The following is a 23,082-nucleotide window of genomic DNA, read 5'->3' as shown; positions in this document are numbered from 1 at the left end:
GTGCTGCGCCTCGAAGTGACTGCCGAATCCACCTGCACAGCTTTTGTCGGGATAGCAGGTGAACCGCACACAAAATGGGTCTTGGAAGACGCCACCTGTGTTGCAGGTTTCGGCGGTCTGACTTCGTAATACTCCAAAACCCGTGACAGAAAAAAGCACTTTGACGCTTTTTTGAAGTTTATTTTGCAAAGTGACGAAAAGCCCTTGGCGGACCGCCCTGCCCCCGTTAGAGTCGGAAGTCCGCCTGCATCAAATTCCGCAAAAAAATCACCCCAAGCCCAATGTTTCCGGGCTCTTGCCGTTTTTCAGCGAAACGCGTCCTGACAGTCTTCCCAGCCGATACCGCTTTGCGCGGTTTGTGTGATCAGCCACGGCAACGCGGTCTTCACTGCATCCTGTTTCATGTTGAAATTGATCACCCCGTGCCGCCACAGCAGCATCAGGGTCAGCACCCGCTGCGCGCTCGGAGCGCCCTTGAGCTTGCCGGCGCCGTCCTGGGCATCGATGTCCCACAGCGCCACTTGCAGGCCCTGACTGTTGAAGAAACTACGGGCATCGCTGCGTCGTTGGCCTTCCGGCGGACGGAACAGCGGCACGTAGTTTTCCGGCAGCTTGTTGCGGACCAGATCGGCACTGCGCCGCACCGAATCCTGCCAGTCCTGCCAGTGGCTGTGGGAACGGAACTCCCAGCCCTGCACGCCGACGCACTGCTGCGAAAACGCCGCTTGCAGACTGCTGACGGAACGATCGGCCAGCCGCGCCTGAACATCCTTGCCCAGCATGAAAAAGGTGCCGCTCAGGTTCGACTTGCGCAGGTACTCGGCGAGCCAGTCGGTGTTGTCCGGTTGCAGGTTGGCGGCGCTGTCGAAACTCAGCAGAAACAAGCGATCGTGCATGTCGTCGCCGTTGCGCTCGTAGTCTCCGAAATGATCGAGTTCGCTGCTGATCTGCGGCGAGAGCGCAGCCTTGCGCATCAGCTCATCAAGGTATTGCAGGTGGAAGATCCGGCTCGGTTCGGCCCACCTGGTGTAATAGCTTTCGTCGCTGACCACGAATTTGGCAGCCTGCTCGCGCAGGGTCGGCAGGTCTTCGACGAGGAAGCAGAACGAGGCATCCTGATCGCAGCTTTGTTGGGCAAAGTTGTAGTTGGCGAGCAAACGCTGCCACAGGCGCTCGCGCAGGCTGTTGATGGCGTCCAGATTCACCGTGCGCAGCCCCAGACGCTGGGCCAGCGCCGCTTCGTCCGGCGCTTCGGTGCCGAGCAGGCCGCGGGCGAACATCAGGATTTCCGCCCGCGAGGCGACGTCGAACAGGGTCGGATTGTCGAGTTTTTCCGGCCAGGTGCTGCGATCCAGCGTCGCGATATCGCCCGGCGCCGCAACGGCACCGACGCTCAACAGCCACGCGGTGAAAAAAAGAACAATGCGCAAAGGGTGTCTCCATAACAAAACCCGCGCCGCACTATAGCCGATCCGGCTGGCAAACCGCCGATCACCTATGCACGCGATAGCTGGAGTCATCCGCCCCAACCCCCTAGAATCGCCCCCACGATTAAAGGAGACGACTTCATGCTGATGGTGATTTCCCCCGCCAAGACCCTCGATTACGAAACACCGCCGGCGACCCAGCGCTTCACCCAGCCGCAATACCTCGACCATTCCCAGGAACTGATCCAGCAACTGCGCGAACTGAGCCCGGCGCAGATCAGCGAACTGATGCACGTGTCCGACAAGATCGGCGGTCTCAACGCCGCGCGTTTCGGCAGCTGGACACCGGCGTTCACGCCGGAAAACGCCAAACAGGCACTGCTGGCCTTCAAGGGCGACGTCTACACCGGGCTCGATGCCCAGTCGTTCAGCGAAGCCGATTTCGACTACGCGCAACAGCACCTGCGCATGCTCTCCGGCCTTTACGGCCTGCTGCGCCCGCTCGACCTGATGCAGCCGTATCGCCTGGAAATGGGCACCAAACTGGCCAACGCCCGAGGCAAGGACCTGTACGCGTTCTGGGGCACGCGCATCAGCGAATGGCTGAATGAAGCGCTGGCCGACCAGGGCGACGACGTGCTGCTGAACCTGGCGTCCAACGAATACTTCTCGGCGGTCAAACGTACAGCCTTGAATGCGCGGATCATCAACACCGAATTCAAGGACCTGAAAAACGGCCAGTACAAGATCATCAGCTTCTACGCCAAGAAAGCCCGGGGCCTGATGAGCCGCTTCGTGATCCAGGAAAAAATCAACGATCCGGCCCTGCTCAAACAGTTCGATGTGCAGGGTTATCGCTACAGCGCCGAGCAATCGAAACCGGATAATCTGGTTTTTCTACGCGATCACGCCCCCGAATAAAGCATGCCTAATGCACGACTCTTTATATGAAGAGTCGTGCAGCTCGCACGATGTCAAAAAACCCTCGCCACATTTCGCCATTTTACTGGCGCCAGAAAAACCTCCCTGTCTTTTCTAAGATTAGTTTCACTCGACACTGATCATTTTTTTCAGTAGTGGCACCTAAATTTTTTCACCGTAGTGGCACAAAACTATCTAACGTGATTTTTCGCCTGTTATTAAAGGTCGAAAACGAAATTGCTATCAAATTGATACTGGTGCCATCTCTGACAATATTTCAAGAAATTTCAGATTTCGCGATGAGCGGACAGGAACTTCGTCCGAATGCATAGCTCATACCACCGGTAACGATTCTCGCCGAGTTTGTACGAGATAACTTACGCGGAGCAGATAGCCATGTAACCAAGTTGTCACAGCAACTTGCCTAGATGACTAACTAGTCTCAAAACAGACGATGGACAGGAGATACGCACCATTAATATCCCCTACAAAGGCCATGGCCGCGCCCTTATAAACGTGCTCGCCTGAGCACCCAACCGCTTGATTTACGGGACTTTAATCCTGACATCGAGCGCGCAAGACGATTGCACAAGAGTCTTCTCCAAAGAAGATCGGCTGCATAACAGGGCACGTCATAATAACAAGGCCTGGTTACGCACATCTTGAGTGCACTTATTTAGACACTCGAAACTTAGTATGCCTGCACACGGCATTGTGGCGCCTGTATGCCGCACTTTCGAGTGCACTAATGAACGCTGAACACCATTAACTCCGGCCCTCTAAGGCCTGATATATACAGAGGTAATTGCGATGCGCATCAGCATATTTGGTTTGGGTTACGTTGGCGCAGTATGTGCCGGTTGCCTGTCTGCTCGGGGCCACGACGTGGTGGGCGTCGATGTTGCCAAAGACAAGATCGACATGATCAACGCTGGCAAATCTCCCATTGTTGAACCGGGCCTGGGTGAGTTGCTCGCACAAGGTATCCAGACCGGTCGTCTGCGCGGTACGACCAACTTCGCCGAAGCGATTCGCGACACCGACCTGTCGATGATCTGCGTCGGTACGCCGAGCAAGAAGAACGGCGACCTGGAACTGAACTACATCGAAGCGGTATGCCGCGAGATCGGTTTTGTCCTGCGTGAAAAGTCCACCCGTCACACCATCGTCGTGCGCAGCACCGTTCTGCCGGGCACCGTGGCAAACGTTGTCATCCCGATTCTCGAAGACTGCTCGGGCAAGAAAGCCGGCGTTGATTTCGGTGTTGCCGTGAACCCTGAGTTCCTGCGTGAATCCACCGCGATCGCTGACTACGACCTGCCACCGATGACCGTCATCGGCGAGTTCGACAAGGCGTCGGGCGACGTTCTGCAGTCGCTGTACGAAGAACTCGACGCACCGATCATCCGCAAGGACATCGCCGTCGCCGAGATGATCAAGTACACCTGCAACGTCTGGCACGCCACCAAAGTGACCTTCGCCAACGAGATCGGCAACATCGCCAAAGCGGTGGGCGTCGATGGCCGCGAAGTGATGGACGTGGTCTGCCAGGACAAGACCCTCAACCTGTCCCAGTACTACATGCGCCCGGGCTTCGCCTTCGGTGGTTCGTGCCTGCCGAAAGATGTGCGCGCCCTGACCTACCGCGCCGGCTCCCTCGACGTCGAAGCGCCGCTGCTCAACTCGCTGATGCGCAGCAACGAATCGCAAGTGCAGAACGCCTTCGACATCGTTGAAAGCCACGACAAACGCAAAGTCGCCCTGCTCGGCCTGAGCTTCAAGGCCGGCACCGACGACCTGCGCGAAAGTCCGCTGGTGGAACTGGCCGAGATGCTGATCGGCAAGGGTTACGACCTGAGCATCTACGACAGCAACGTCCAGTACGCCCGTGTCCACGGCGCGAACAAGGACTACATCGAGTCGAAGATCCCGCACGTATCGTCCCTGCTCAATTCGGACTTCGATTCGGTGATCGACAACTCCGACGTGATCATCCTCGGCAACCGCGACGAGAAGTTCCGCGCCCTCGCCGAAGAAGCGCCGCAGGGCAAGCAGGTGATCGACCTGGTGGGCTTCATGTCCAAGGCCACCAGTGCCGGTAGCCGCACCGAAGGGATCTGCTGGTAACGCAGCAGCAAGCCTCGAGCTTCAGGCCGCACGCCGTGAATCGGCGGGCGGCTTGAAGCCCCCATCACCTTCGGATGACGGTCATGTCCAAGCTCAAACATTTTTTTCTGCAATCCGCCGGCTGGCTTTTGTTTCTGAGCCTGCTGATGGGCCTGGCCCTGATGCTGCCCACGTCCACATTCGACTCCGAGTCGAAGGACTTCATTTTCCTGATTGGCGCCGTGGGTATCTGGCGCTATTCGATGGGTGCCACGCACTTTGTGCGCGGCATGATTTTTCTCTACATCGTCTACCCGCACCTGCGCCGCAAGGTTCGCAAGCTGGGTAAAGCGGCGGACCCGTCCCATGTGTTTCTGATGGTCACCAGTTTTCGCATCGACGCGTTGACCACCGCGCAGGTCTACAGCTCGGTGATCCGCGAAGCCATCGACTGCGAACTGCCGACCACCGTGGTCTGCTCCATCGTCGAAATGTCCGATGAGCTGCTGGTCAAGGCACTGTGGGCACGGATGAATCCGCCAGACCGGGTGAAACTCGACTTCGTACGCATTCCCGGCACCGGCAAACGCGATGGCCTGGCTTATGGTTTCCGCGCGATCTCCCGTCACTTGCCGGACGACCGCGCCGTGGTGGCCGTGATCGATGGCGACACCGTGCTCGGCGAAGGCGTCGTGCGCAAAACCGTGCCATGGTTCCAGATGTTCGGCAACGTCGGCGGCCTGACCACCAACGAGTTCTGCGAAGTGCGCGGCGGCTACATCATGAGCGAATGGCACAAGCTGCGTTTCGCCCAGCGCCACATCAACATGTGCTCGATGGCCCTGTCCAAACGCGTGCTGACCATGACCGGGCGCATGTCGGTGTTCCGCGCCACCGTGGTCACCAACCCGGAATTCATCGCCGACGTCGAAAGTGACTCGCTGCAACACTGGCGCCTGGGCCGTTTCAAGTTCTTGACCGGCGACGACAAGTCGAGCTGGTTCAGCCTGATGCGTCTGGGCTACGACACCTTCTACGTGCCGGACGCGGCGATCAACACCGTTGAACACCCGCCGGAAAAGAGCTTCATCAAGGCCAGCCGCAAACTGATGTTCCGCTGGTACGGCAACAACCTGCGCCAGAACTCGCGAGCGCTGGGCCTGGGTGTGAAACGCCTCGGCGCCTTCACCTCGGTGGTGCTGTTCGACCAGCGCGTATCGATGTGGACCTCGCTGCTCGGCCTGACCGTGGCCATCATCGCCAGCTTCAAGTACGGCACCGCGTTCATCCTGGTTTACCTGCTGTGGATCGGCATCACCCGTCTGATCCTGACGCTGCTGCTGTCCTGCTCAGGCCACCGGATCGGCCCGGCTTACCCGGCAATTCTCTATTACAACCAGATCGTCGGTGCGCTGGTGAAGATCTACGTGTTCTTCCGCCTCGACCAACAATCCTGGACTCGCCAACCCACTTCCCTGACCCGTGATCTCGCCAGCTTTCAACGTTGGTTCAACACCTGGTCGTCTCGGACCATGACCTTCTCCGCCGGCAGCATTTTCGTCGCCGTGCTGCTGATGATGGTCTGACCTGCCCCTATTGAATTAACAAGGAAATCGCCCCCATGAATACCGCCGTCAACGCCAACGTAGTGCATGAATCCGAAGCCCAGCGTCAGCACGCCCGGGTCAAAATCCCGGCCAAGCTGCGTTTCTTCGGCCCCGACCGGACTCCGGTTGAAGCGCGGGTCCTCGACCTGTCCGCCGGTGGTCTGGCGTTCAACGCCGGACAACTGCCGCTGACCGTCGGCGAGGTGTACAAGGCGCGTCTGCAGTTCGTCATCGACAACCTCGGCCTGGCCATGGACGTGGAGTTGCAAGTGCGCTCCTTCGACCGCCAGACCGGTCGCGCCGGTTGCCAGTTCCAGAACCTTGAACCGCAGGACATTTCCACCCTGCGCCACCTGATCACTTCGCACCTGGCCGGCGACATCGTCAGCATCGGCGAAGTGCTGGCGACCCTGCAGCGCGACAACTTCACCAAGGCGCGCAAAGTCAAGGACAGCGACTCCGGCATGACCCCGTTCGGGCGCCTGAAAGCCGTGACCTTCAGCGCCGGTATCTTCGCGGTCGGCCTGGTGGCGGCGGGTTTCATTTTCAAATCGGTGTACAGCATGTACTTCGTCAGCCATGCGCAGGCCGGTCTGGTCAGCGTGCCGGGGATGAACATCACCATGCCGCGCGACGGTACCGTACAAAGCCTGGTGAAGTCCGACGGCGTCGCCGCCAAAGGCGCTCCACTGGCAACGTTCAGTACCAGCATGCTCGACGTACTCAAAGGTCACCTGGAAGAAGATCAACTGTCTCCGGCCAAGGTTGAAGAACTGTTCGGCAAGCAAATGACCGGCACCCTGACCTCGCCGTGCGATTGCACCGTGGCCCAGCAACTGGTGGCCGACGGTCAGTACGCGAGCAAGGGCGACGTGATCTTCCAACTGGTGCCGCGCAACACCCAGGCCACCGTCGATGCGCGCTTCTCCTATCGCCAGTTCGGCGACGTGCGTCCGGGCACCCCGGTGAGCTTCCAGATCGCCGGCGAAGACAAGACCCGCACCGGCAAGATCGTCAGCAGCACCAGCCTGAAAAGCGCTGACCTGTCCTCCGACATCCGCGTGCAGATCCAGCCTGACGAGCCGCTGGACAGCCGCTTCGCCGGCCGCCCGGTGGAGGTGAACAGCGACCGCGGTCCGAACCTGAACTGGCTGATCGACAAAGCCATGGCAGCCGGTCTTTAAGTCGAGGACATGCCCGTGACGAGCCCTATCAGAATCCTGCCGGTCCCGCTGACCCTGGCCATGGCAATCGCCCTGGCCGGTTGCGCCGGCCTGCCCGACCAGCGTCTGGCCAACGAAGCGCTCAAGCGCGGTGACACCGCAACCGCCGCGCAAAACTACCGTGCGCTGGCCGATCTGGGTTACAGCGAAGCCCAAGTGGGTCTCGCCGATATTCAGGTCGACAGCCGCGACCCGGAACAGATGAAACAGGCCGAAGCCACCTACCGCGCCGCTGCCAGTGTTTCGCCGCGTGCCCAGGCCCGACTCGGTCGTTTGCTGGTGGCCAAGCCCGGCTCCACCGAAGCCGAGCATCAGGAAGCCGAAAGCCTGCTGAAGAAAGCCGCCGCCAGTGGCGAAGGCAACACGCTGATCCCGCTCGCGATGCTGTACCTGCAATTCCCGCACAGCTTCCCGAACATCAACGCCCAGCAGCAGATCGATCAATGGCGCAAATCCGGTTACCCGGAAGCCGGTCTCGCTCAGGTGCTGCTGTATCGCACCCAGGGCACTTACGACCAGCATCTGGATGACGTGGAAAAGATCTGCAAGGCCGCGCTCAACACCACCGACATCTGCTACGTCGAGCTGGCCACGGTCTATCAGAAACGTGGCGCGCCGGAGCAACAGGCCGAGCTGATCAAACAACTGCAGGCCGGTTACAGCCGTGGCACCGTCAGTGCTCAGCGGGTGGATTCGGTGGCCCGTGTGCTGGCCGATTCGACCCTGGGCAAGACCGACGAAAAAACCGCGCAGTCGCTGCTTGAGCCGATCGCTCCGGGTTATCCGGCCTCGTGGGTCACCCTCGCGCAGCTGCTGTATGACTTCCCGGAACTGGGCGACATCGACCAGATGATGAAATACCTGGACAACGGCCGCGCCGCCGACCAGCCGCGCGCCGAGCTGTTGCTGGGCAAGCTCTACTACGAAGGCAAACTGGTCCCGGCCGACGCGAAAGTCGCCGAGGAACATTTCCAGAAAGCCGTCGGCCGCGAAGTCGCTGCCGACTACTACCTCGGCCAGATCTACCGCCGTGGCTACCTGGGCAAGGTCTATCCGCAGAAGGCCCTCGACCATCTGCTGACCGCTGCGCGCAACGGCCAGAACAGCGCCGACTTCGCCATCGCCCAGCTGTTTTCCCAAGGCAAGGGCACCAAGCCCGACCCGGTCAACGCCTACGTGTTCAGCCAGTTGGCCAAAGCACAAAACACCCCGCAAGCCGATGAGCTGGCGACCACCCTCGCCGCCCAGCTGCCGCCCGAGCGCCTGGCCGAAGCCCAGCGCCTGCTGCAACAGGAACAGGCGACCCGTGGCGCCCTGAACCAGAACACGCTGCAACTGCACGCCCTGCAAGAAGAAGACGGCGAGGAAAAATTATGAAATTGAATCCCTTTGTGAAGGCCGGCATTGGCCTCACGTTCGCGCTGATCTGGTCTTGCCCGACCCTGGCCGCGATGACGGAATCGAAAAACTTCGGCCTCGAAGTGAAAATCACCGGTCAGTCCGAAGACGACCGCGACCTCGGCACCGCCAGCGGCGGCGACGTCAACGGCCTCGGCCTTGATCTGCGTCCGTGGGTCTACGGCGAAAGCGGCGCGTGGAGCGCCTACGCCATGGGCCAGGCCGTGACCTCGACCGACATCATCGAGACCGACACCCTGAAGCAGTCCGACGGTGAACAAACCACCGACAACGGCGACCGCAAGACCAAGAAAAACTACCTGGCGATGCGCGAGTTCTGGGTCGGCTACAGCGGCCTGACGCCCTACCCCGGCGAGATCCTCAAGTTCGGTCGCCAGCGCCTGCGCAACGACGACGGCCAGTGGCGCGACACCAACATCGAAGCCTTGAACTGGACTTTCGACACCACCCTGCTGCGGGCCAACGCCGGTGTCGCCGAACGCTTCAGCGAATACCGCACCGACTTGAAAGAGCTGGCGCCGAAAGACAAGGATCGCCTGCACGCCTACGCCGATGCCGCTTACCAGTGGACACCGGGCAACTGGGTCGGGATTCGCGGCCACCACACCCATGACGACGGCAAGCTCGACTATCCGGAGCCGGGCGTGGCCGGCGACTCGCTGGACAAGAAAGAAAACGGCGACATCAGCTGGCTCGGCCTGACCGCTGACAGCGACGCCTACAACTGGCGCAACACCAACACCGTCAACTACTGGGGCAGCATCACCGGCATGAGCGGCGACCGCGACACGGTCAACGCCCTCAACGCCGATGGCACTCGTCCGGCGCAAGCCAAGCGCAGCGACAACGTCGACGGCTGGGCCACCGACATCGGTGTGCGTCTGCGCCTCGATCCGCAGTGGCAGATCGGTGCGGCGTATGCCCGTGCCAGCGCCGATTACGAACAGAACGGCCTGGAAAGCAACCGCTCGAACTACACCGGTACTCGCTCGCGGGTTCACCGTTTCGGCGAGGCCTTCCGTGGCGAAATGAACAACATGCAGACCGCCACCCTGTTCGGTTCGTGGATGCTCAACGACCAGTACGACGCCAGCCTGATCTACCACAAGTTCTGGCGCGTGGACGGCAACAAGCCGGTTGGCAGCAACGGCATCAACGCCGTGGAAAACAACACCGACGACGTCACCGGCGCAATCCTTTCCAGCACCTCGCTGCCATTGCAGGACGGCAACAAGGATCTGGGCCAGGAAATGGATCTGGTGGTCACCAAGTACTTCAAGCAAGGCTTGCTGCCGGCGGCGCTGAGCCAGTCGATCGACGAGCCGTCGGCGCTGGTACGTTTCCGTGGCGGTGTGTTCAAGCCGGGTGATGCCTACGGCAGCCAGGTTGATTCGTACATGCACCGCGCGTTCATCGACGTGATCTGGCGCTTCTGATGCTGACCGCCAAGGGAGTGCCCGACATGAACAGTGCCCGCAAAGGCTCACTCAGCCTGCTGGCCGGCGCTATGCTGCTGGCCTCGGCCGGCGCCTTCGCCAGTGTGGAACCCGCCAAACCCGCGACCACCGCCAAGGAGCTGCAACAGGCCAAGACCTACACCGTCAGCAGCGCGCCAACCGAAGCGCTGGAACTGGCCAAGCCGAAATTACCCGACCTCTCCGGCTACACCGCCGAAGCCGCCGCCGCGAAAATCGTGCGCAGCAAACCGGGCAAGATCAGCGTGCGCCGGATGATGCAGGAAGACGCCCTGAAGGACTTCATCGGCGGCGACAACAAGATGGCCGAATGGGTGGTGCGTCAGCACGGCATCCCGCAGGCGATCTTCGTCGACGACGGCTACATGAACCTGAAAGAGCTGGCGCAGAAACTGCCCAAGCAGTACTTCAGCGAAACCTCGCCGGGCGTCTACCTGGCGAAGTTGCCGATCGTGGTCGGCCGTAAAGGCATCCTCGAAATCGACGGCCAGACCCAGGAGCTGCGCCTGTCCCAGGAGGCCGGTTCGTTCCTGGTCAACGACGGCCAGCTGTTCGTGCGTGACACCAAAGTCACCGGCTGGCGCGAGAAGGAAAACGGCCCGGCAACCTTCCGTTCGCCGAAGGAATTCCGCCCGTTCCTGCTGGCCTGGGGCGGCACCGAGACCTACATCGTCAACAGCAAGATGGCCAGCTTCGGCTACGCCAACAGTAAGTCATACGGGGTGAGTATTTCCCAGTACACGCCGAACATGGCCAAGGTGCTCAAGCGTCCCGAGCCGACCGGCTGGATCGTCGGCTCCGAGTTCTCGGACATGTGGTACGGCTTCTACTGCTACGAGACCCGCGACTTCGTGGTCAAGGGCAACACCTACAAGGACAACATCGTCTACGGCATCGACCCGCACGACCGTTCCCACGGTCTGATCATTGCCGAGAACACGGTGTACGGCACGAAGAAGAAGCACGGGATCATCATTTCCCGTGAGGTGAACGACAGCTTCATCTTCAACAACAAAAGCTACGACAACCACCTCTCGGGGCTGGTGATCGACCGTAACAGCGTCAACAACATCATTGCCTACAACGAGATCTACAAGAACCACACCGACGGCATCACCCTCTACGAGTCTGCCGACAACCTGCTGTGGGGCAACAAGGTCATCAGCAACAAGCGCCACGGCATCCGTATTCGTAACAGCGTGAACATTCGCCTCTACGAAAACGTCGCCATGGCCAACGGCCTGACCGGTGTCTACGGGCACATCAAGGACCTGACCGACACCGACCGTGACATCAAGCTCGACCCGTTCGACGCCCAGGTCTCGCTGATCGTGGTCGGCGGTGAACTGGCGGCCAACGGCAGCGGCCCGATGGCTATCGATTCGCCCCTGAGTGTCGAGCTGTATCGCGTGTCGATGCTGGCGCCGACCAAATCCAGCGGCATCAGCTTCAACGGCATCCTCGGCGAGCGCCAGGATGAGATTCTCGACCTGCTGGTGCGCCAGCAGAAAGCCGTGCTGATCGACCCTGTCGAACGCCAGACCGAATTGCAGGACTGAGGATAATTTTATGCACCCACACCTGATCAAATTACTCAGCCTGTCGGCCCTGACCGTGGGCATCCTGGCGGCCAGCAACGGCGCCCGCGCCGATGAAGTCCAGCCGCCGAAATTCACGGCCGAGCCTTGCTGCAGCCTGTGCCCGGCCGCCCACGACGCGAAGAACTACACCACGCGCTACCAGCAGAACTTCACCACTCTGGTGCAGGCGCAGGGCGACTGGCTGTTCCGGACCCAGGAAGACTTGCGCACCGAGTTCAACACCACCCCGGCCGGCTACAAGCGCCTGCAACAACTGCACGATGCGTTCAAGGCCAAAGGCGTCGAACTGGTGATCGTCTACCAGCCGACCCGTGGCCTGGTAAACCGCAACAAGCTCAACCCGGCGGAAAAAGCCGCGTTCGATTACGAGAAAGCACTGGGCAACTACAAGACCATGCTCGGCCGCTTCGCGAAGATGGGTTACGTGGTGCCGGACCTGTCGCCGCTGACCAACGAATCGCTGCCGGACACCCTGCCTGCCCACGACTTCTACTTCCGCGGCGACCAGCACTGGACCCCGTACGGCGCCCAGCGCACGGCGAAAATCGTCGCCGAGAAGGTCAAGCAGATCCCGGCCTTCGCCGACATTCCCAAGCGTGAGTTCGAAACCAAACGCTCCGGGCGCATGGGCAAGACCGGCACCCTGCACAACATGGCCGGGCAACTGTGCGGCACCAGTTACGCGATCCAGTACATGGACCAGTTCACCACCGAGCCGAAAGGCGAGGCTGGCGACGGCGATCTGTTCGGTGATTCCGGCAATCCGCAAATCACCCTGGTCGGCACTTCGCACAGCGGCAAGAACTACAACTTCGCCGGCTTCCTCGAAGAAGCCATCGGCGCCGACATTCTCAACGTCGCCTTCCCCGGCGGCGGTCTGGAAGGTTCGATGCTGCAGTACCTGGGCAGCGACGAATTCCAGAAGACGCCGCCGAAAATCCTTATCTGGGAATTCTCGCCGCTGTACCGCCTCGACCAGGAAACCATCTATCGCCAGATGATGGCGCTGCTGGACAACGGCTGCGAAGGCAAAGAGGCGCAAATGTCCGCCAGCACCACGCTCAAGCCGGGCGGCAAACAAGAACTGCTGGTCAACAGCAAGAACCTGAACCTGCAGAACAGCAGCCATCAGGTCGACATCCGCTTCGCCGACACCTCGGTGAAAACCCTGCAAGCCACCCTCTGGTACATGAACGGTCGCCACGAGGACATCAAGATCGAGAAACCGGAAACCTCCGACACCGACGGTCGTTTCGCCTTTGAGTTGCGCACGGACGAAGACTGGGCCTCGCAGAACCTGCTGGCGGTCGAAGTCCAGGGCCCGGAAGCGGGCACCGCGCCACAGAAAGTCGAAGCGAAAATCTGCAAACGCAACGTATTCCCGGGCGCTGGGCCACAAACCGCTCAGGTCGGGCAATGAGGTCTGCTATGCGAAATCCGAAACTGAAAACTCTTTTGGCGCCGACACTGCTCGGGCTGGCGATCTTCGCCGGCACCGCGCAGGCCGCCGCACCACTGCGTCCTCCTCAGGGCTACTTTGCGCCTGTGGATAAATTCAAGACCGGTGACAAAAGCGAAGGCTGCGATGCGATGCCGGCGCCCTACACCGGGCCGCTGCAATTTCGCAGCAAATACGAAGGCTCGGACAAGGCCCGCGCGACGCTGAACGTGCAGTCGGAAAAAGCCTTCCGCGACACCACGAAAGACATCACCACCCTGGAGCGCGGCACCGCCAAACGGGTGATGCAGTTCATGCGCGACGGTCGTCCTGAGCAACTGGATTGCACGCTGAACTGGCTCACCGCGTGGGCCAAGGCCGATGCGTTGATGTCGAAGGATTTCAACCACACCGGCAAGTCGATGCGCAAATGGGCGCTGGGCAGCATGGCGTCTTCGTACATTCGCCTGAAGTTCTCCGACTCCCATCCGTTGGCCCAGCATCAGCAAGAGGCACAGTTGATCGAGGCCTGGTTCAGCAAGATGGCCGATCAGGTGGTCAGCGACTGGGACAACCTGCCGCTGGAAAAAACCAATAACCACTCGTACTGGGCCGCCTGGTCGGTGATGGCGACATCGGTCGCGACCAACCGCCGCGACCTGTTCGATTGGGCAGTCAAGGAATACAAGGTCGGCGTCAATCAAGTCGATGCCGACGGTTTCCTGCCGAACGAACTCAAGCGCCAGCAACGCGCCCTCGCCTATCACAACTACGCCCTGCCGCCGCTGGCGATGATCGCCAGTTTTGCTCAGGTCAACGGTGTGGATCTGCGTCAGGAAAACAACGGCGCGCTGAAACGCCTGGGTGACCGGGTGTTGGCCGGGGTGAAAGACCCGGATCAGTTCGAGAAGAAGAACGGCAAAGAGCAGGACATGACCGACCTGAAAGAGGATATGAAATTCGCCTGGCTTGAACCGTTCTGCACCCTCTACACCTGTTCGCCGGATGTGCTCGAGAAGAAGCACGGCATGCAGCCGTTCAAGACCTTCCGCCTCGGTGGCGACCTGACCAAGGTCTACGACCCGTCCCATGAAAAGGGCAACAAGGGATCGTAAGGCAGAACACAAAACCCTGTGGGAGCTGGCTTGCCAGAGATTGCAATCCGACATTCAACACTGATGTCGACTGACCCGACGCCATCGCTGGCAAGCCAGTTCCCACAAGAGTTGTGGTGAATCTGGATGCAATACATCCCCCGGACTTTTCATGGGGGGTTTGGGGGGGCTTTGGCCCTTGACTGTTGGTTCAAACATGGAGAGATCGGGATGGTATTTTCATCCAACGTGTTCCTGTTTCTGTTCTTGCCGATCTTTCTCGGCTTGTACTACCTGAGCGGGCAACGCTATCGCAACCTGCTGCTGCTGATCGCCAGCTACGTGTTCTACGCGTGGTGGCGGGTGGACTTCCTGGCGCTGTTCGCCGGCGTCACCCTGTGGAACTACTGGATCGGCCTGAAAGTCGGCGCCGCCGGCGTGCGCAGCAAACCGGCCCAGCGCTGGCTGCTGCTCGGCGTGGCGGTCGACCTGTGCATCCTCGGCTACTTCAAGTACGCCAATTTCGGCGTCGACAGCATCAACGCGATCATGACCTCGATGGGGCTCGAGCCGTTCATCCTGACCCACGTGCTGCTGCCGATCGGTATCTCGTTCTACATCTTCGAGTCGATCAGCTACATCATCGACGTCTACCGCGGCGACACTCCGGCCACCCGCAACCTGATCGACTTTGCAGCGTTCGTGGCGATCTTCCCGCACCTGATCGCAGGTCCCGTGCTGCGTTTCCGTGACCTGGCCGACCAGTTCAACAACCGCACCCACACCCTCGACAAGTTCTCCGAGGGCTGCACGCGGTTCATGCAGGGTTTCATCAAGAAGGTATTCATCGCCGACACCCTCGCCGTGGTGGCCGACCATTGCTTCGCCCTGCAAAACCCGACCACGGGCGATGCCTGGCTCGGCGCGCTGGCCTATACCGCGCAGCTGTATTTCGACTTCTCCGGTTACAGCGACATGGCCATCGGCCTGGGCCTGATGATGGGTTTCCGCTTCATGGAAAACTTCAAGCAGCCGTACATCAGCCAGTCGATCACCGAGTTCTGGCGCCGCTGGCACATCAGCCTGTCGACCTGGCTGCGTGACTACCTGTACATCACGCTTGGCGGCAACCGCAAAGGCACGCTGATGACCTATCGCAACCTGTTCCTGACCATGCTGCTCGGTGGTCTGTGGCACGGCGCGAACATCACCTACATCGTCTGGGGTGCGTGGCACGGCATGTGGCTGGCGATCGAAAAAATGCTCGGCCTCAACACCGCGCCACGCAGCCTCAATCCGATCCGCTGGGCGCTGACCTTCCTGCTGGTGGTCATGGGCTGGGTGATCTTCCGTGCCGAAAACCTGCACGTTGCCGGCCGCATGTACGGCGCGATGTTCAGCTTCGGCGACTGGTCGCTGTCGGAACTCAATCAGGCCAGCCTCACCGGCCTGCAAGTGGCGACCCTCGTTGTGGCTTACGTGACCCTGGCGTTCTTCGGCCTGCGTGATCTGTACACAAACCAGCCGCCAGCCAAGAGCAAACCTGAGGTCAACGTCGAGGCCAACGGCCCGGCCACGGCGACGCCGGGAATGATCAAGGCAGCCCCGGGCGAAAACCCGGCGAGCATCCACGAGCCTGGCTACACCGTCGGCGTCGAGGCCCAGGTGCAACCGGCCTACTGGACCGCGGACTGGTCGCGCTACGTGATGCGCGGGTTGATCCTGCTGCTGTTCATCGCCTCGATTCTCAAACTCTCGGCGCAAAGCTTCTCGCCGTTCCTTTACTTCCAGTTCTGAGGGATCTGACATGACCCGCTCATTACGCATCTTCTACATCGCGCTGTTTCTGGTGACCCTGCTGGTGCTCGGTCTGTGGTCGGTGCGCAGCTTCTTCGGCTTCAGCACCAACGCCGACGCGACGGTGCTCAACGGCCGCTGGACCAAAGCCGTGGAAACCCACTACGACGATGAATTCCCGATCAAGCGCCTGGGCACCAACCTCTGGGCCGCGCTGGATTTCAAACTGTTCAACGAAGGTCGTCCGGGCGTGGTGCTCGGTCGCGATCAGTGGTTGTACAGCGATGAGGAATTCAACCCGATCGTCAACGAAGAGCTGAACCTGCAAGGCAACTATGCGCTGGTCGAAGGCGTGCGCCAGACCCTGAAAGAGAAAGGCGTGAAACTGGTGATGGCGATCGTGCCGGCCAAGGCTCGCCTGTACCCGGAACACCTGGGTGAAGTGAAACCGGCGAGCATCCACGCCAATCTCTATCAGGACTTCCATGCCCGTGTCGCGGCGGACAAGATCCTCGCCCCCGACCTGCTCGGCCCGCTGCAAAAGGCCAAGCAGAACGGTCAGCAAGTGTTCCTGCGCACCGACACTCACTGGACACCTGAAGGCGCGGAAATCGCCGCCAACACCCTGGCCAGGACCATCTCCGACAAATTCCCGCTCAGCGGCGAGCCGCAAAACTTTGTCACCACACCGGCGGAGAAAGTCACGCACAAGGGCGACCTGCGTCTGTTCCTGCCGCTGGATCCGCTGTTCGAAAACCTGATGCCGGCCAAGGAACCGCTGCAAAAGCGCAACACCGTGGCCGTCGAGCAACCTGCCGGGGACGACGCGCTGTTCGCCAACAGCGAAGTGCCGGTGGCCCTGATCGGCACCAGCTACAGCGCCAACCCGAACTGGAACTTCGTCGGGGCGCTCAAGCAAGCGCTGCACAGCGACGTGGTCAATTACGCCGAAGACGGCCACGGCCCGATCCTGCCGATGCTCAGCTACCTGAAAAGCGATGACTTCAAGAACAGCCCGCCACAGGTGCTGATCTGGGAGTTTCCTGAACGATATCTGCCTGTGAACAACGAAATCGGCGACGCCGACCCGCAGTGGGTCGCAGAGCTTAAACAAGCCGGTGCTCGCCAACAAAACGTAGCCATCAACACTAAATCCGAGACGCCCGATCGGGCGCAAAACTGAAAGAGAGGTAACACCATGACTTTCACTACTACTCCTCGTCGTCTCGCCAAACGCTTCGCTCTGGTTGCGGGTCTGAGCGTGCTGTCGGTCCAGGCCTTCGCCGGTGGCGACGCTGCGCTGTACGGCCCGACTGCACCGAAAGGCTCGACCTTCGTACGGGTCTACAACGCCAGCAACGCTGAAGTCAGCGCCACCGTCGGCAGCACCAATCTGAGCGACGTCGCGCCGCTGGCCAGCAGCGACTTCAGCTTCATGCCGGGCGGTGACTACAGCGCCAAGGTCGGCAGCCAGACCCTGCCGGTCAAACTCGCCGGTGACCATTACTACACCCTGGTCAACAACGCCTCCGGCGCGCCGCAACTGATCGAAGAACCGCCGTTCAAGAACAAGCAGAAATCCCTGGTGCGCGTACAGAACCTCAGCGACAAACCGCTGACCCTGAAGACCGCCGACGGCAAGACCGAGGTGGTGCCGAACGTCGCCGCCAAGGGCCGTGGCGAGCGTGAAATCAACCCGGTGAAAGTCAGCCTGGCGCTGTACGAAGGCGACAAGAAAGTCGGCGACGTGAAACCGGTCGCCCTGGAGCGCGGTGAGGCAGCGGTGCTGTACGTCACCGGCAACGGCAGCAACCTGTCGCCAGTCTGGGTGAAACGCCCGGTGTCGACCCGCTAAGCACATGAAACCGGGCAGCCGTCGCTGCCCGGTACGGAACAACAACAAGAGTGAAACGACACAACGTTCGTGGCTCTGACCCAATCGATTTTATGGAGTAAACAATATGATTCCGGTGATCTTGTCAGGTGGTAGCGGCTCACGTCTTTGGCCGCTTTCGCGCAAGCAGTTTCCCAAGCAGTTCCTCGCCCTGACCGGCGAACACACACTGTTCCAGCAAACCCTCGAGCGTCTGGTGTTCGAAGGCATGGACACCCCGATCGTGGTCTGCAACAAGGATCACCGCTTCATCGTCAACGAGCAGTTGGCCAGCCGCAATCTGGAATGCCAACGCATCCTGATGGAACCGTTCGGGCGCAATACCGCGCCGGCCGTGGCGCTGACCGCGATGATGCTGGTCAATGAAGGTCGCGACGAACTGATGCTGGTGCTGCCGGCCGACCACGTTCTGGAGGACCAGAAAGCCCTGCAACGCGCCCTGGCCCTGGCCACCGTCGCCGCCGAAAACGGCGAGATGGTGCTGTTCGGCGTACCGGCCACCAAACCGGAAACCGGTTACGGCTACATCAAGTCCACCGGTGATTCGCTGCTGCCGGAAGGCGTCAGCCGTGTTTCGCACTTCGTGGAAAAACCCGACGTCAAACGCGCCACCGAGTACGTTGAGTCCGGCGGTTACTACTGGAACAGCGGCATGTTCCTGTTCCGCGCCAGCCGCTTCCTCGAAGAGCTGAAAAAGCACGATCCGGACATCTACGACACCTGCCTGCTGACCCTCGAGCGCAGCCAGCAGGATGCCGACACCGTCACCCTGGACGAAGCCACCTTCGCCTGCTGCCCGGACAACTCCATCGACTATTCCGTGATGGAAAAAACCCAGCGCGCCTGCGTGGTACCGCTGACCGCCGGCTGGAGCGATGTCGGTTGCTGGTCGTCGCTGTGGGAGGTCAACGAAAAGGACGCCAACGGCAACGTCAGCAAGGGCGACGTGGTGATCCAGGACAGCAAGAACTGCATGATCCACGGCAACGGCAAACTGGTGTCGGTGATCGGTCTGGAAAACATCGTCGTCGTCGAAACCAAGGACGCCATGATGATCGCCCACAAGGACAAGGTTCAGGGCGTGAAGCAGATGGTCAACACCCTCAACGCCCAGGGCCGCAGCGAAACCCAGAACCACTGCGAGGTGTACCGTCCGTGGGGCTCGTACGACTCGGTGGACATGGGCGGCCGCTTCCAGGTCAAGCACATCTCGGTCAAGCCGGGCGCGTGCCTGTCACTGCAGATGCACCACCACCGCGCCGAACACTGGATCGTGGTCAGCGGCACCGCCGAAGTGACCTGCGACGAGAACGTGTTTCTGCTCACTGAAAACCAGTCGACCTACATCCCGATCGCCTCGGTGCATCGCCTGCGCAACCCGGGCAAGATCCCGCTGGAAATCATCGAAGTGCAGTCGGGCTCGTACCTGGGTGAAGACGACATCGAGCGCTTCGAAGATATCTACGGGCGCTCGACCCCGATCGAACGCGGCGTGTCGGTGAAAACCATCGCGCAGTAAGCGTTCCGTAAAACAAGAAGCCCCCGTCCAGCCCGCTGTGTCCCCTATCCGCAGCGGGTTGGGCGGGGGCTTTTTTTACTTCAGCCAAACGACTGCTGCCTGGAAGGGGAAGACTTCGCTCCCGCCCCTCGTTTGAGCGAGTGCCGTTTGCCGGCATAGGGCGTCGGCGCAACCAGCGCGATGAAGTCCTGATTCCTGTTCAGCGCCTGAACAACGACCGGAGTTTGCGCCGACAGCTCGGAAACCTTTTCGAAGACCTCCGCCGTTGCATCATCGGATACCGCCACTTCGTCCTTGATCGCCTGTGTTCTGAATTCCAGCATGTCGATCACCGCTAGCGTATGTTCGTGGGCTTCACTCAGTGTCTCTGCATCCAATCCTTGCGAGGCATGGTAGAACTCAATCCCCGTTCTTATAAAGCCCGGCGCCTCCGAGCCCAGCTTGCCACCCACCTTGTCAATGGCTTTATCGACCACCACTCTCGCAAGTCGGGCGCGTCCTTCGGGTGTACGAGGATCCGATGCCGCGAGCTCGAATCCCAGCGTTGCCAGGCCCGGCCTCTTTTTCGGCTCGACGCTTTCGATGAAAGCCTTGGGATTCATTTCATTGCCTTTGAAATTGATCGCGCGATCCAGTTGATAGGCGTCCACCACTTTAGACACAAGGCGGTCTGCTGCCATTGACGCAGCCTTTTCCCCGGCAGCGGCACCCAATTTCGCACCACCCGGACCCAACAACCCGCCAATGCCGCCCCCAGCTGCGGAGCCTGCCGCGCTGGCGCCGGCGCTGAATGCGGAACTGCCCAACTGCGTGATGATGCGCCTGCCCAGTGCCTGAAAACGTTGACGGGCATACAGGTGATTCATGATGGAGTTGCGGGTGTTCGCAGCGGCCGATGAGACTGCTGACAACAAGGCCTGCTGTTTGTCCACGCTATTGTTCAATTCAGCGGCTTCGGTTTTGCCTCCACCGTCGCTGTCGAAAAATGTGACCGGTGAATTGGCGACCATACAGTACAGATTGAGCCCATCGATCATGCCTTTAGGGTCCGGATTCAACCAATGCTGCAACCACGGGATGTAGTAACGCAGATCAAAGTAGTCAAGCCCGGTCGCATCACGCTCCTTGCCTGAGTAACGGATGTATTTGTAGCTGAATTCGCCGTCCTGCCAGGCACTGGTACCGAAAGGGTGAAACGTTTCCCGGCTGATCATCGCACCGTCATCGGCGGTTTCCAGACTGACCGAGCCCAGGTGATCGACATGCTGGTATCGATATTGAATGTTGACTCCCCAGGGCGGTGGGCTTTCCCAACGCAGTACCCGAATACCGTCGGCCGTGATGACCTGCAACCGTTCGCCGGTGCCGTTGTCGGTGCGCAACTCCAGTCCAGGCAAATAGCGCACATCGGCAACCAGGGTCCGGGCATTGGTTAACAAGGAGCGGATCTTGCGTACCCGCTGACTGCTGCCATCGTAGAGATAGGTCTCGCTGTCATTGATACCGGAAACACGCTCCACCGGGCTGACCGATTGCAGTTGATTACGCAGGTTCCAGCTCAACAACCACCCCGGTTCCAGCTGCAGCAAGTTGCCTCTTCGATCGTATGCAGCTTCGATTTGTGCATCGGTAGGCGGCGTGACTTTGTATGGCAGACTGCGGTTGCTGTAGCTCGCCGGTCGCAGTTTGCGCCCATGATCTTGTGGGCCAAGGTGAATCAATTCGCACAGATTGCCGTCGGCGTCATATTTGTAAGTCTGCTGATAGTTGCTGATCGCCGCAGGATCGACTCGCCCCATGGATTGCGGGCCCTGACTGGCAGTGCCGGCTTCCCAGCCGCAAGCCTTGGTCAATCGGTAAAGACTGTCGTAGAAAAAACGACTGACCGGCTCGATGCGCTGATTGGCGAAATAACGGGTCGGCAATGCCCTGTCTTCGATACTCAGGACATTGCCCGTGCTGTCGTATCCATACATCAGATGTTGCAGCACTCCACCGTCAGCATCTTCGGTCCGGCGGTCCAGCAGGCGACCGTCTTCAGGGCGGTACGTCCGGGTGGTTTGCACACCGTTGCCGGCGGTTTCCCGCGTGACACTGCCTTGCGCGTTGTAGCGGATGTCAGTGACCAGGGTTTGCTCAGGCTCATCCTTCAACTGCAAACGGCGCTCGCGCAAACGGCCATCAACGGTCAGCTCGAACGTATGCCGGTTGTCCCGGGCATCCGTCTGTTGCAGTACATCCCCCAGCGCACCATGGCGCCACCGCGATGTCGCACCAACACCAGGCTCCAGCAGCCGAAGACGATCCGCCTCCCGCTCCGGCCAGTCAGGTGCCAGCAGTTCCAGCGTGAAGTGGCGGGTGTCTTCGGTGCATGCGCCGATGATTGCAAACGCGGTGAACAGCACGCTGCCCGCCGGATGATCATGACGAATCAGCTGCCCGAACTGGTTTCGCGACTGATCCCCGCTGCCGGGATGACCGTAGGTCAGGCGCTCGACACAACGCCGAGGCACGCCTGTTCCTTCTTCGAATATCGCCACGGGGCGCAGCAAATTGTCGTGCTCGATCTCGCGCCGCGTCTGACGGCTGTCCCAACTGAACAGCGTTTGTGCAGCGAGTCCCTTCAGTTCGATTTGCGTACCGGCATCGACGCTGTCCGAGCGAATCACCGTGGCGTCCAGAGCAAACACCTGCGTCAGATTGGCCGGCGTCAGCCGGTCGTCGGCCTGCGACAGCCAAAGTCGCGGGTCCCACTGTTTCATCGCACGCCCGGCAGCGTCATGCAGGGTGCGGTTGATCCGGGACTCGACCGGTCCGTCCTCGATGTCTCGGCAATAGTCGACCGTGCGCACCGGCAAGCCGCGCGGGTCGAACACAGACATCCTCGGCGTATTGATGTGCACACTCATGGAGCCCGTTCCCCGCGCGACCGGCATTTCTTGCCTCGGGTAGCGGAGCATGCGCGGCGCTCGTGCGGCTACTGTCAGAAATTACAGTCCCGACCAACGGCACCTGCGCGCAATCCGTGAATGTCCATTCCCGCGCCCCTTCGGTAGGATGGTCATCACGAGTTCAAGGAGTGTTAGAACATGTTTATCGGCGTCTTGCTGGTCATCACCTGGCTGATCCTGCTGTTGCGCTACCCGGCCAAGGCCTTGCCGGTGTCGATGGCTGCCGCTGTCGGCCTGGGGCTGGTGGCGATGTGGGTGGTGTGGCTGGACAACCGCGAGGTCAAGCAACTGGCGCGCCTTGAACTGCGCATCGTTTATGCCCCCGAACACTGCCCTGCCGACCGTCCGCTGTTGCTCAAGTTGAACAATGGCAACGACGTGCCGCTGACCGAACTGCGCTGGCGCATTGCCGCGTACGCGCCGGGCGATACCGTGAACCTGGCCGACAATCAATACGCCGCCCCACGCTATCGCGGCCCAGGCGAATTGCAGGCGGGCGGCAACTGGGAAGACTGCCTGCCGATGCCGCCGTTGCGCCCCGGTTATCGCCCGCAAACCCTGGAGTTTCGCGCCGAGCGCTTGCAGGGCAGTTTCTCCGACTGATCCCCTC

Annotated in this window: 16 protein-coding genes; 14 read left to right on the top strand and 2 right to left on the bottom strand. The window is 60.5% G+C overall.

Going from position 1 to position 23,082, the window contains the following annotated elements; genetic code table 11:
- Positions 1-305: 305 nt before the first annotated feature.
- On the bottom strand, positions 306-1,430 hold the full coding sequence (locus tag QRN46_RS18490; RefSeq protein WP_285356407.1) for a polysaccharide deacetylase family protein: 1,125 nt from the start codon (positions 1,428-1,430) through the stop codon (positions 306-308).
- Between the two features lie 138 nt (positions 1,431-1,568).
- Between QRN46_RS18490 and yaaA the strand changes: the two genes are divergently transcribed.
- The 13 genes from yaaA (at position 1,569) to QRN46_RS18425 (ending at position 19,521) form a co-directional block, all read left to right on the top strand.
- Positions 1,569-2,348: a peroxide stress protein YaaA gene (gene yaaA, locus QRN46_RS18485; RefSeq protein ID WP_064382456.1), complete on the top strand. Its 780-nt coding sequence runs from the start codon at positions 1,569-1,571 to the stop codon at positions 2,346-2,348.
- 810 nt (positions 2,349-3,158) lie between these two features.
- Positions 3,159-4,475: a nucleotide sugar dehydrogenase gene (locus tag QRN46_RS18480; RefSeq protein ID WP_011332560.1), complete on the top strand. Its 1,317-nt coding sequence runs from the start codon at positions 3,159-3,161 to the stop codon at positions 4,473-4,475.
- Between the two features lie 83 nt (positions 4,476-4,558).
- Entirely contained in the window at positions 4,559-6,040 is a 1,482-nt protein-coding gene (alg8, locus tag QRN46_RS18475; RefSeq protein WP_163974069.1) for a mannuronan synthase, read from the top strand.
- A 35-nt stretch (positions 6,041-6,075) separates the two neighbouring features.
- Entirely contained in the window at positions 6,076-7,245 is a 1,170-nt protein-coding gene (locus QRN46_RS18470) for an alginate biosynthesis protein Alg44 (RefSeq protein WP_285356400.1), read from the top strand.
- Positions 7,246-7,254: 9 nt separating this feature from the next.
- The gene (gene algK / locus QRN46_RS18465) at positions 7,255-8,661 is read left to right on the top strand and encodes an alginate biosynthesis TPR repeat lipoprotein AlgK (protein WP_285356398.1); all 1,407 of its coding nucleotides are present in this window, start codon (positions 7,255-7,257) and stop codon (positions 8,659-8,661) included.
- A complete protein-coding gene (locus tag QRN46_RS18460) occupies positions 8,658-10,139 on the top strand; it encodes an alginate export family protein (protein WP_011332556.1) in 1,482 nt (493 codons plus the stop codon). The genes algK and QRN46_RS18460 overlap by 4 nt, the downstream gene beginning before the upstream one ends.
- 26 nt (positions 10,140-10,165) lie before the next feature.
- Positions 10,166-11,737, top strand: coding sequence for a mannuronan 5-epimerase AlgG (gene algG, locus QRN46_RS18455; RefSeq protein ID WP_221615081.1), 1,572 nt, complete (start codon positions 10,166-10,168; stop codon positions 11,735-11,737).
- Positions 11,738-11,747: 10 nt separating this feature from the next.
- A complete protein-coding gene (locus QRN46_RS18450; RefSeq protein ID WP_221615080.1) occupies positions 11,748-13,199 on the top strand; it encodes an alginate O-acetyltransferase in 1,452 nt (483 codons plus the stop codon).
- A gap of 8 nt (positions 13,200-13,207) precedes the next feature.
- Positions 13,208-14,332: a mannuronate-specific alginate lyase gene (locus QRN46_RS18445; protein ID WP_221615079.1), complete on the top strand. Its 1,125-nt coding sequence runs from the start codon at positions 13,208-13,210 to the stop codon at positions 14,330-14,332.
- 210 nt (positions 14,333-14,542) lie between these two features.
- Positions 14,543-16,108: an MBOAT family O-acyltransferase gene (locus tag QRN46_RS18440; RefSeq protein ID WP_011332552.1), complete on the top strand. Its 1,566-nt coding sequence runs from the start codon at positions 14,543-14,545 to the stop codon at positions 16,106-16,108.
- Positions 16,109-16,118: 10 nt separating this feature from the next.
- On the top strand, positions 16,119-17,291 hold the full coding sequence (locus QRN46_RS18435) for an alginate O-acetyltransferase (protein WP_011332551.1): 1,173 nt from the start codon (positions 16,119-16,121) through the stop codon (positions 17,289-17,291).
- A 15-nt stretch (positions 17,292-17,306) separates the two neighbouring features.
- The gene (locus tag QRN46_RS18430; protein WP_011332550.1) at positions 17,307-17,963 is read left to right on the top strand and encodes an alginate O-acetyltransferase AlgF; all 657 of its coding nucleotides are present in this window, start codon (positions 17,307-17,309) and stop codon (positions 17,961-17,963) included.
- Positions 17,964-18,069: 106 nt separating this feature from the next.
- Positions 18,070-19,521 (top strand): mannose-1-phosphate guanylyltransferase/mannose-6-phosphate isomerase, encoded by a 1,452-nt coding sequence (locus tag QRN46_RS18425; protein ID WP_011332549.1) that lies wholly within the window; start codon positions 18,070-18,072, stop codon positions 19,519-19,521.
- 80 nt (positions 19,522-19,601) lie between these two features.
- On the opposite strand, the gene QRN46_RS18420 is transcribed toward QRN46_RS18425, so the two are convergent.
- Complete coding sequence (locus tag QRN46_RS18420; RefSeq protein ID WP_011332548.1) at positions 19,602-22,430, bottom strand: RHS repeat domain-containing protein; 2,829 nt, start codon at positions 22,428-22,430, stop codon at positions 19,602-19,604.
- A gap of 180 nt (positions 22,431-22,610) precedes the next feature.
- Here QRN46_RS18420 and QRN46_RS18415 point away from each other — a divergent pair, with 180 nt between their 5' ends.
- Entirely contained in the window at positions 22,611-23,075 is a 465-nt protein-coding gene (locus QRN46_RS18415) for a hypothetical protein (protein WP_064382468.1), read from the top strand.
- Positions 23,076-23,082 lie beyond the last annotated feature (7 nt).

The organism is Pseudomonas sp. lyk4-R2A-10, from assembly GCF_030209075.1.
Lineage (GTDB): Bacteria > Pseudomonadota > Gammaproteobacteria > Pseudomonadales > Pseudomonadaceae > Aquipseudomonas > Aquipseudomonas glycinae.
This window is presented reverse-complemented; position numbering and strand designations above follow the sequence as displayed.

Coding starts and splice junctions, on each gene's coding strand:
- yaaA (WP_064382456.1), top strand. CDS start 1,569: ATGCTGATGGTGATTTCCCCCGCCAAGACCCTCGATTACGAAACACCG.
- QRN46_RS18480 (WP_011332560.1), top strand. CDS start 3,159: ATGCGCATCAGCATATTTGGTTTGGGTTACGTTGGCGCAGTATGTGCC.
- alg8 (WP_163974069.1), top strand. CDS start 4,559: ATGTCCAAGCTCAAACATTTTTTTCTGCAATCCGCCGGCTGGCTTTTG.
- QRN46_RS18470 (WP_285356400.1), top strand. CDS start 6,076: ATGAATACCGCCGTCAACGCCAACGTAGTGCATGAATCCGAAGCCCAG.
- algK (WP_285356398.1), top strand. CDS start 7,255: ATGCCCGTGACGAGCCCTATCAGAATCCTGCCGGTCCCGCTGACCCTG.
- QRN46_RS18460 (WP_011332556.1), top strand. CDS start 8,658: ATGAAATTGAATCCCTTTGTGAAGGCCGGCATTGGCCTCACGTTCGCG.
- algG (WP_221615081.1), top strand. CDS start 10,166: ATGAACAGTGCCCGCAAAGGCTCACTCAGCCTGCTGGCCGGCGCTATG.
- QRN46_RS18450 (WP_221615080.1), top strand. CDS start 11,748: ATGCACCCACACCTGATCAAATTACTCAGCCTGTCGGCCCTGACCGTG.
- QRN46_RS18445 (WP_221615079.1), top strand. CDS start 13,208: ATGCGAAATCCGAAACTGAAAACTCTTTTGGCGCCGACACTGCTCGGG.
- QRN46_RS18440 (WP_011332552.1), top strand. CDS start 14,543: ATGGTATTTTCATCCAACGTGTTCCTGTTTCTGTTCTTGCCGATCTTT.
- QRN46_RS18435 (WP_011332551.1), top strand. CDS start 16,119: ATGACCCGCTCATTACGCATCTTCTACATCGCGCTGTTTCTGGTGACC.
- QRN46_RS18430 (WP_011332550.1), top strand. CDS start 17,307: ATGACTTTCACTACTACTCCTCGTCGTCTCGCCAAACGCTTCGCTCTG.
- QRN46_RS18425 (WP_011332549.1), top strand. CDS start 18,070: ATGATTCCGGTGATCTTGTCAGGTGGTAGCGGCTCACGTCTTTGGCCG.
- QRN46_RS18420 (WP_011332548.1), bottom strand. CDS start 22,430: ATGAGTGTGCACATCAATACGCCGAGGATGTCTGTGTTCGACCCGCGC.
- QRN46_RS18415 (WP_064382468.1), top strand. CDS start 22,611: ATGTTTATCGGCGTCTTGCTGGTCATCACCTGGCTGATCCTGCTGTTG.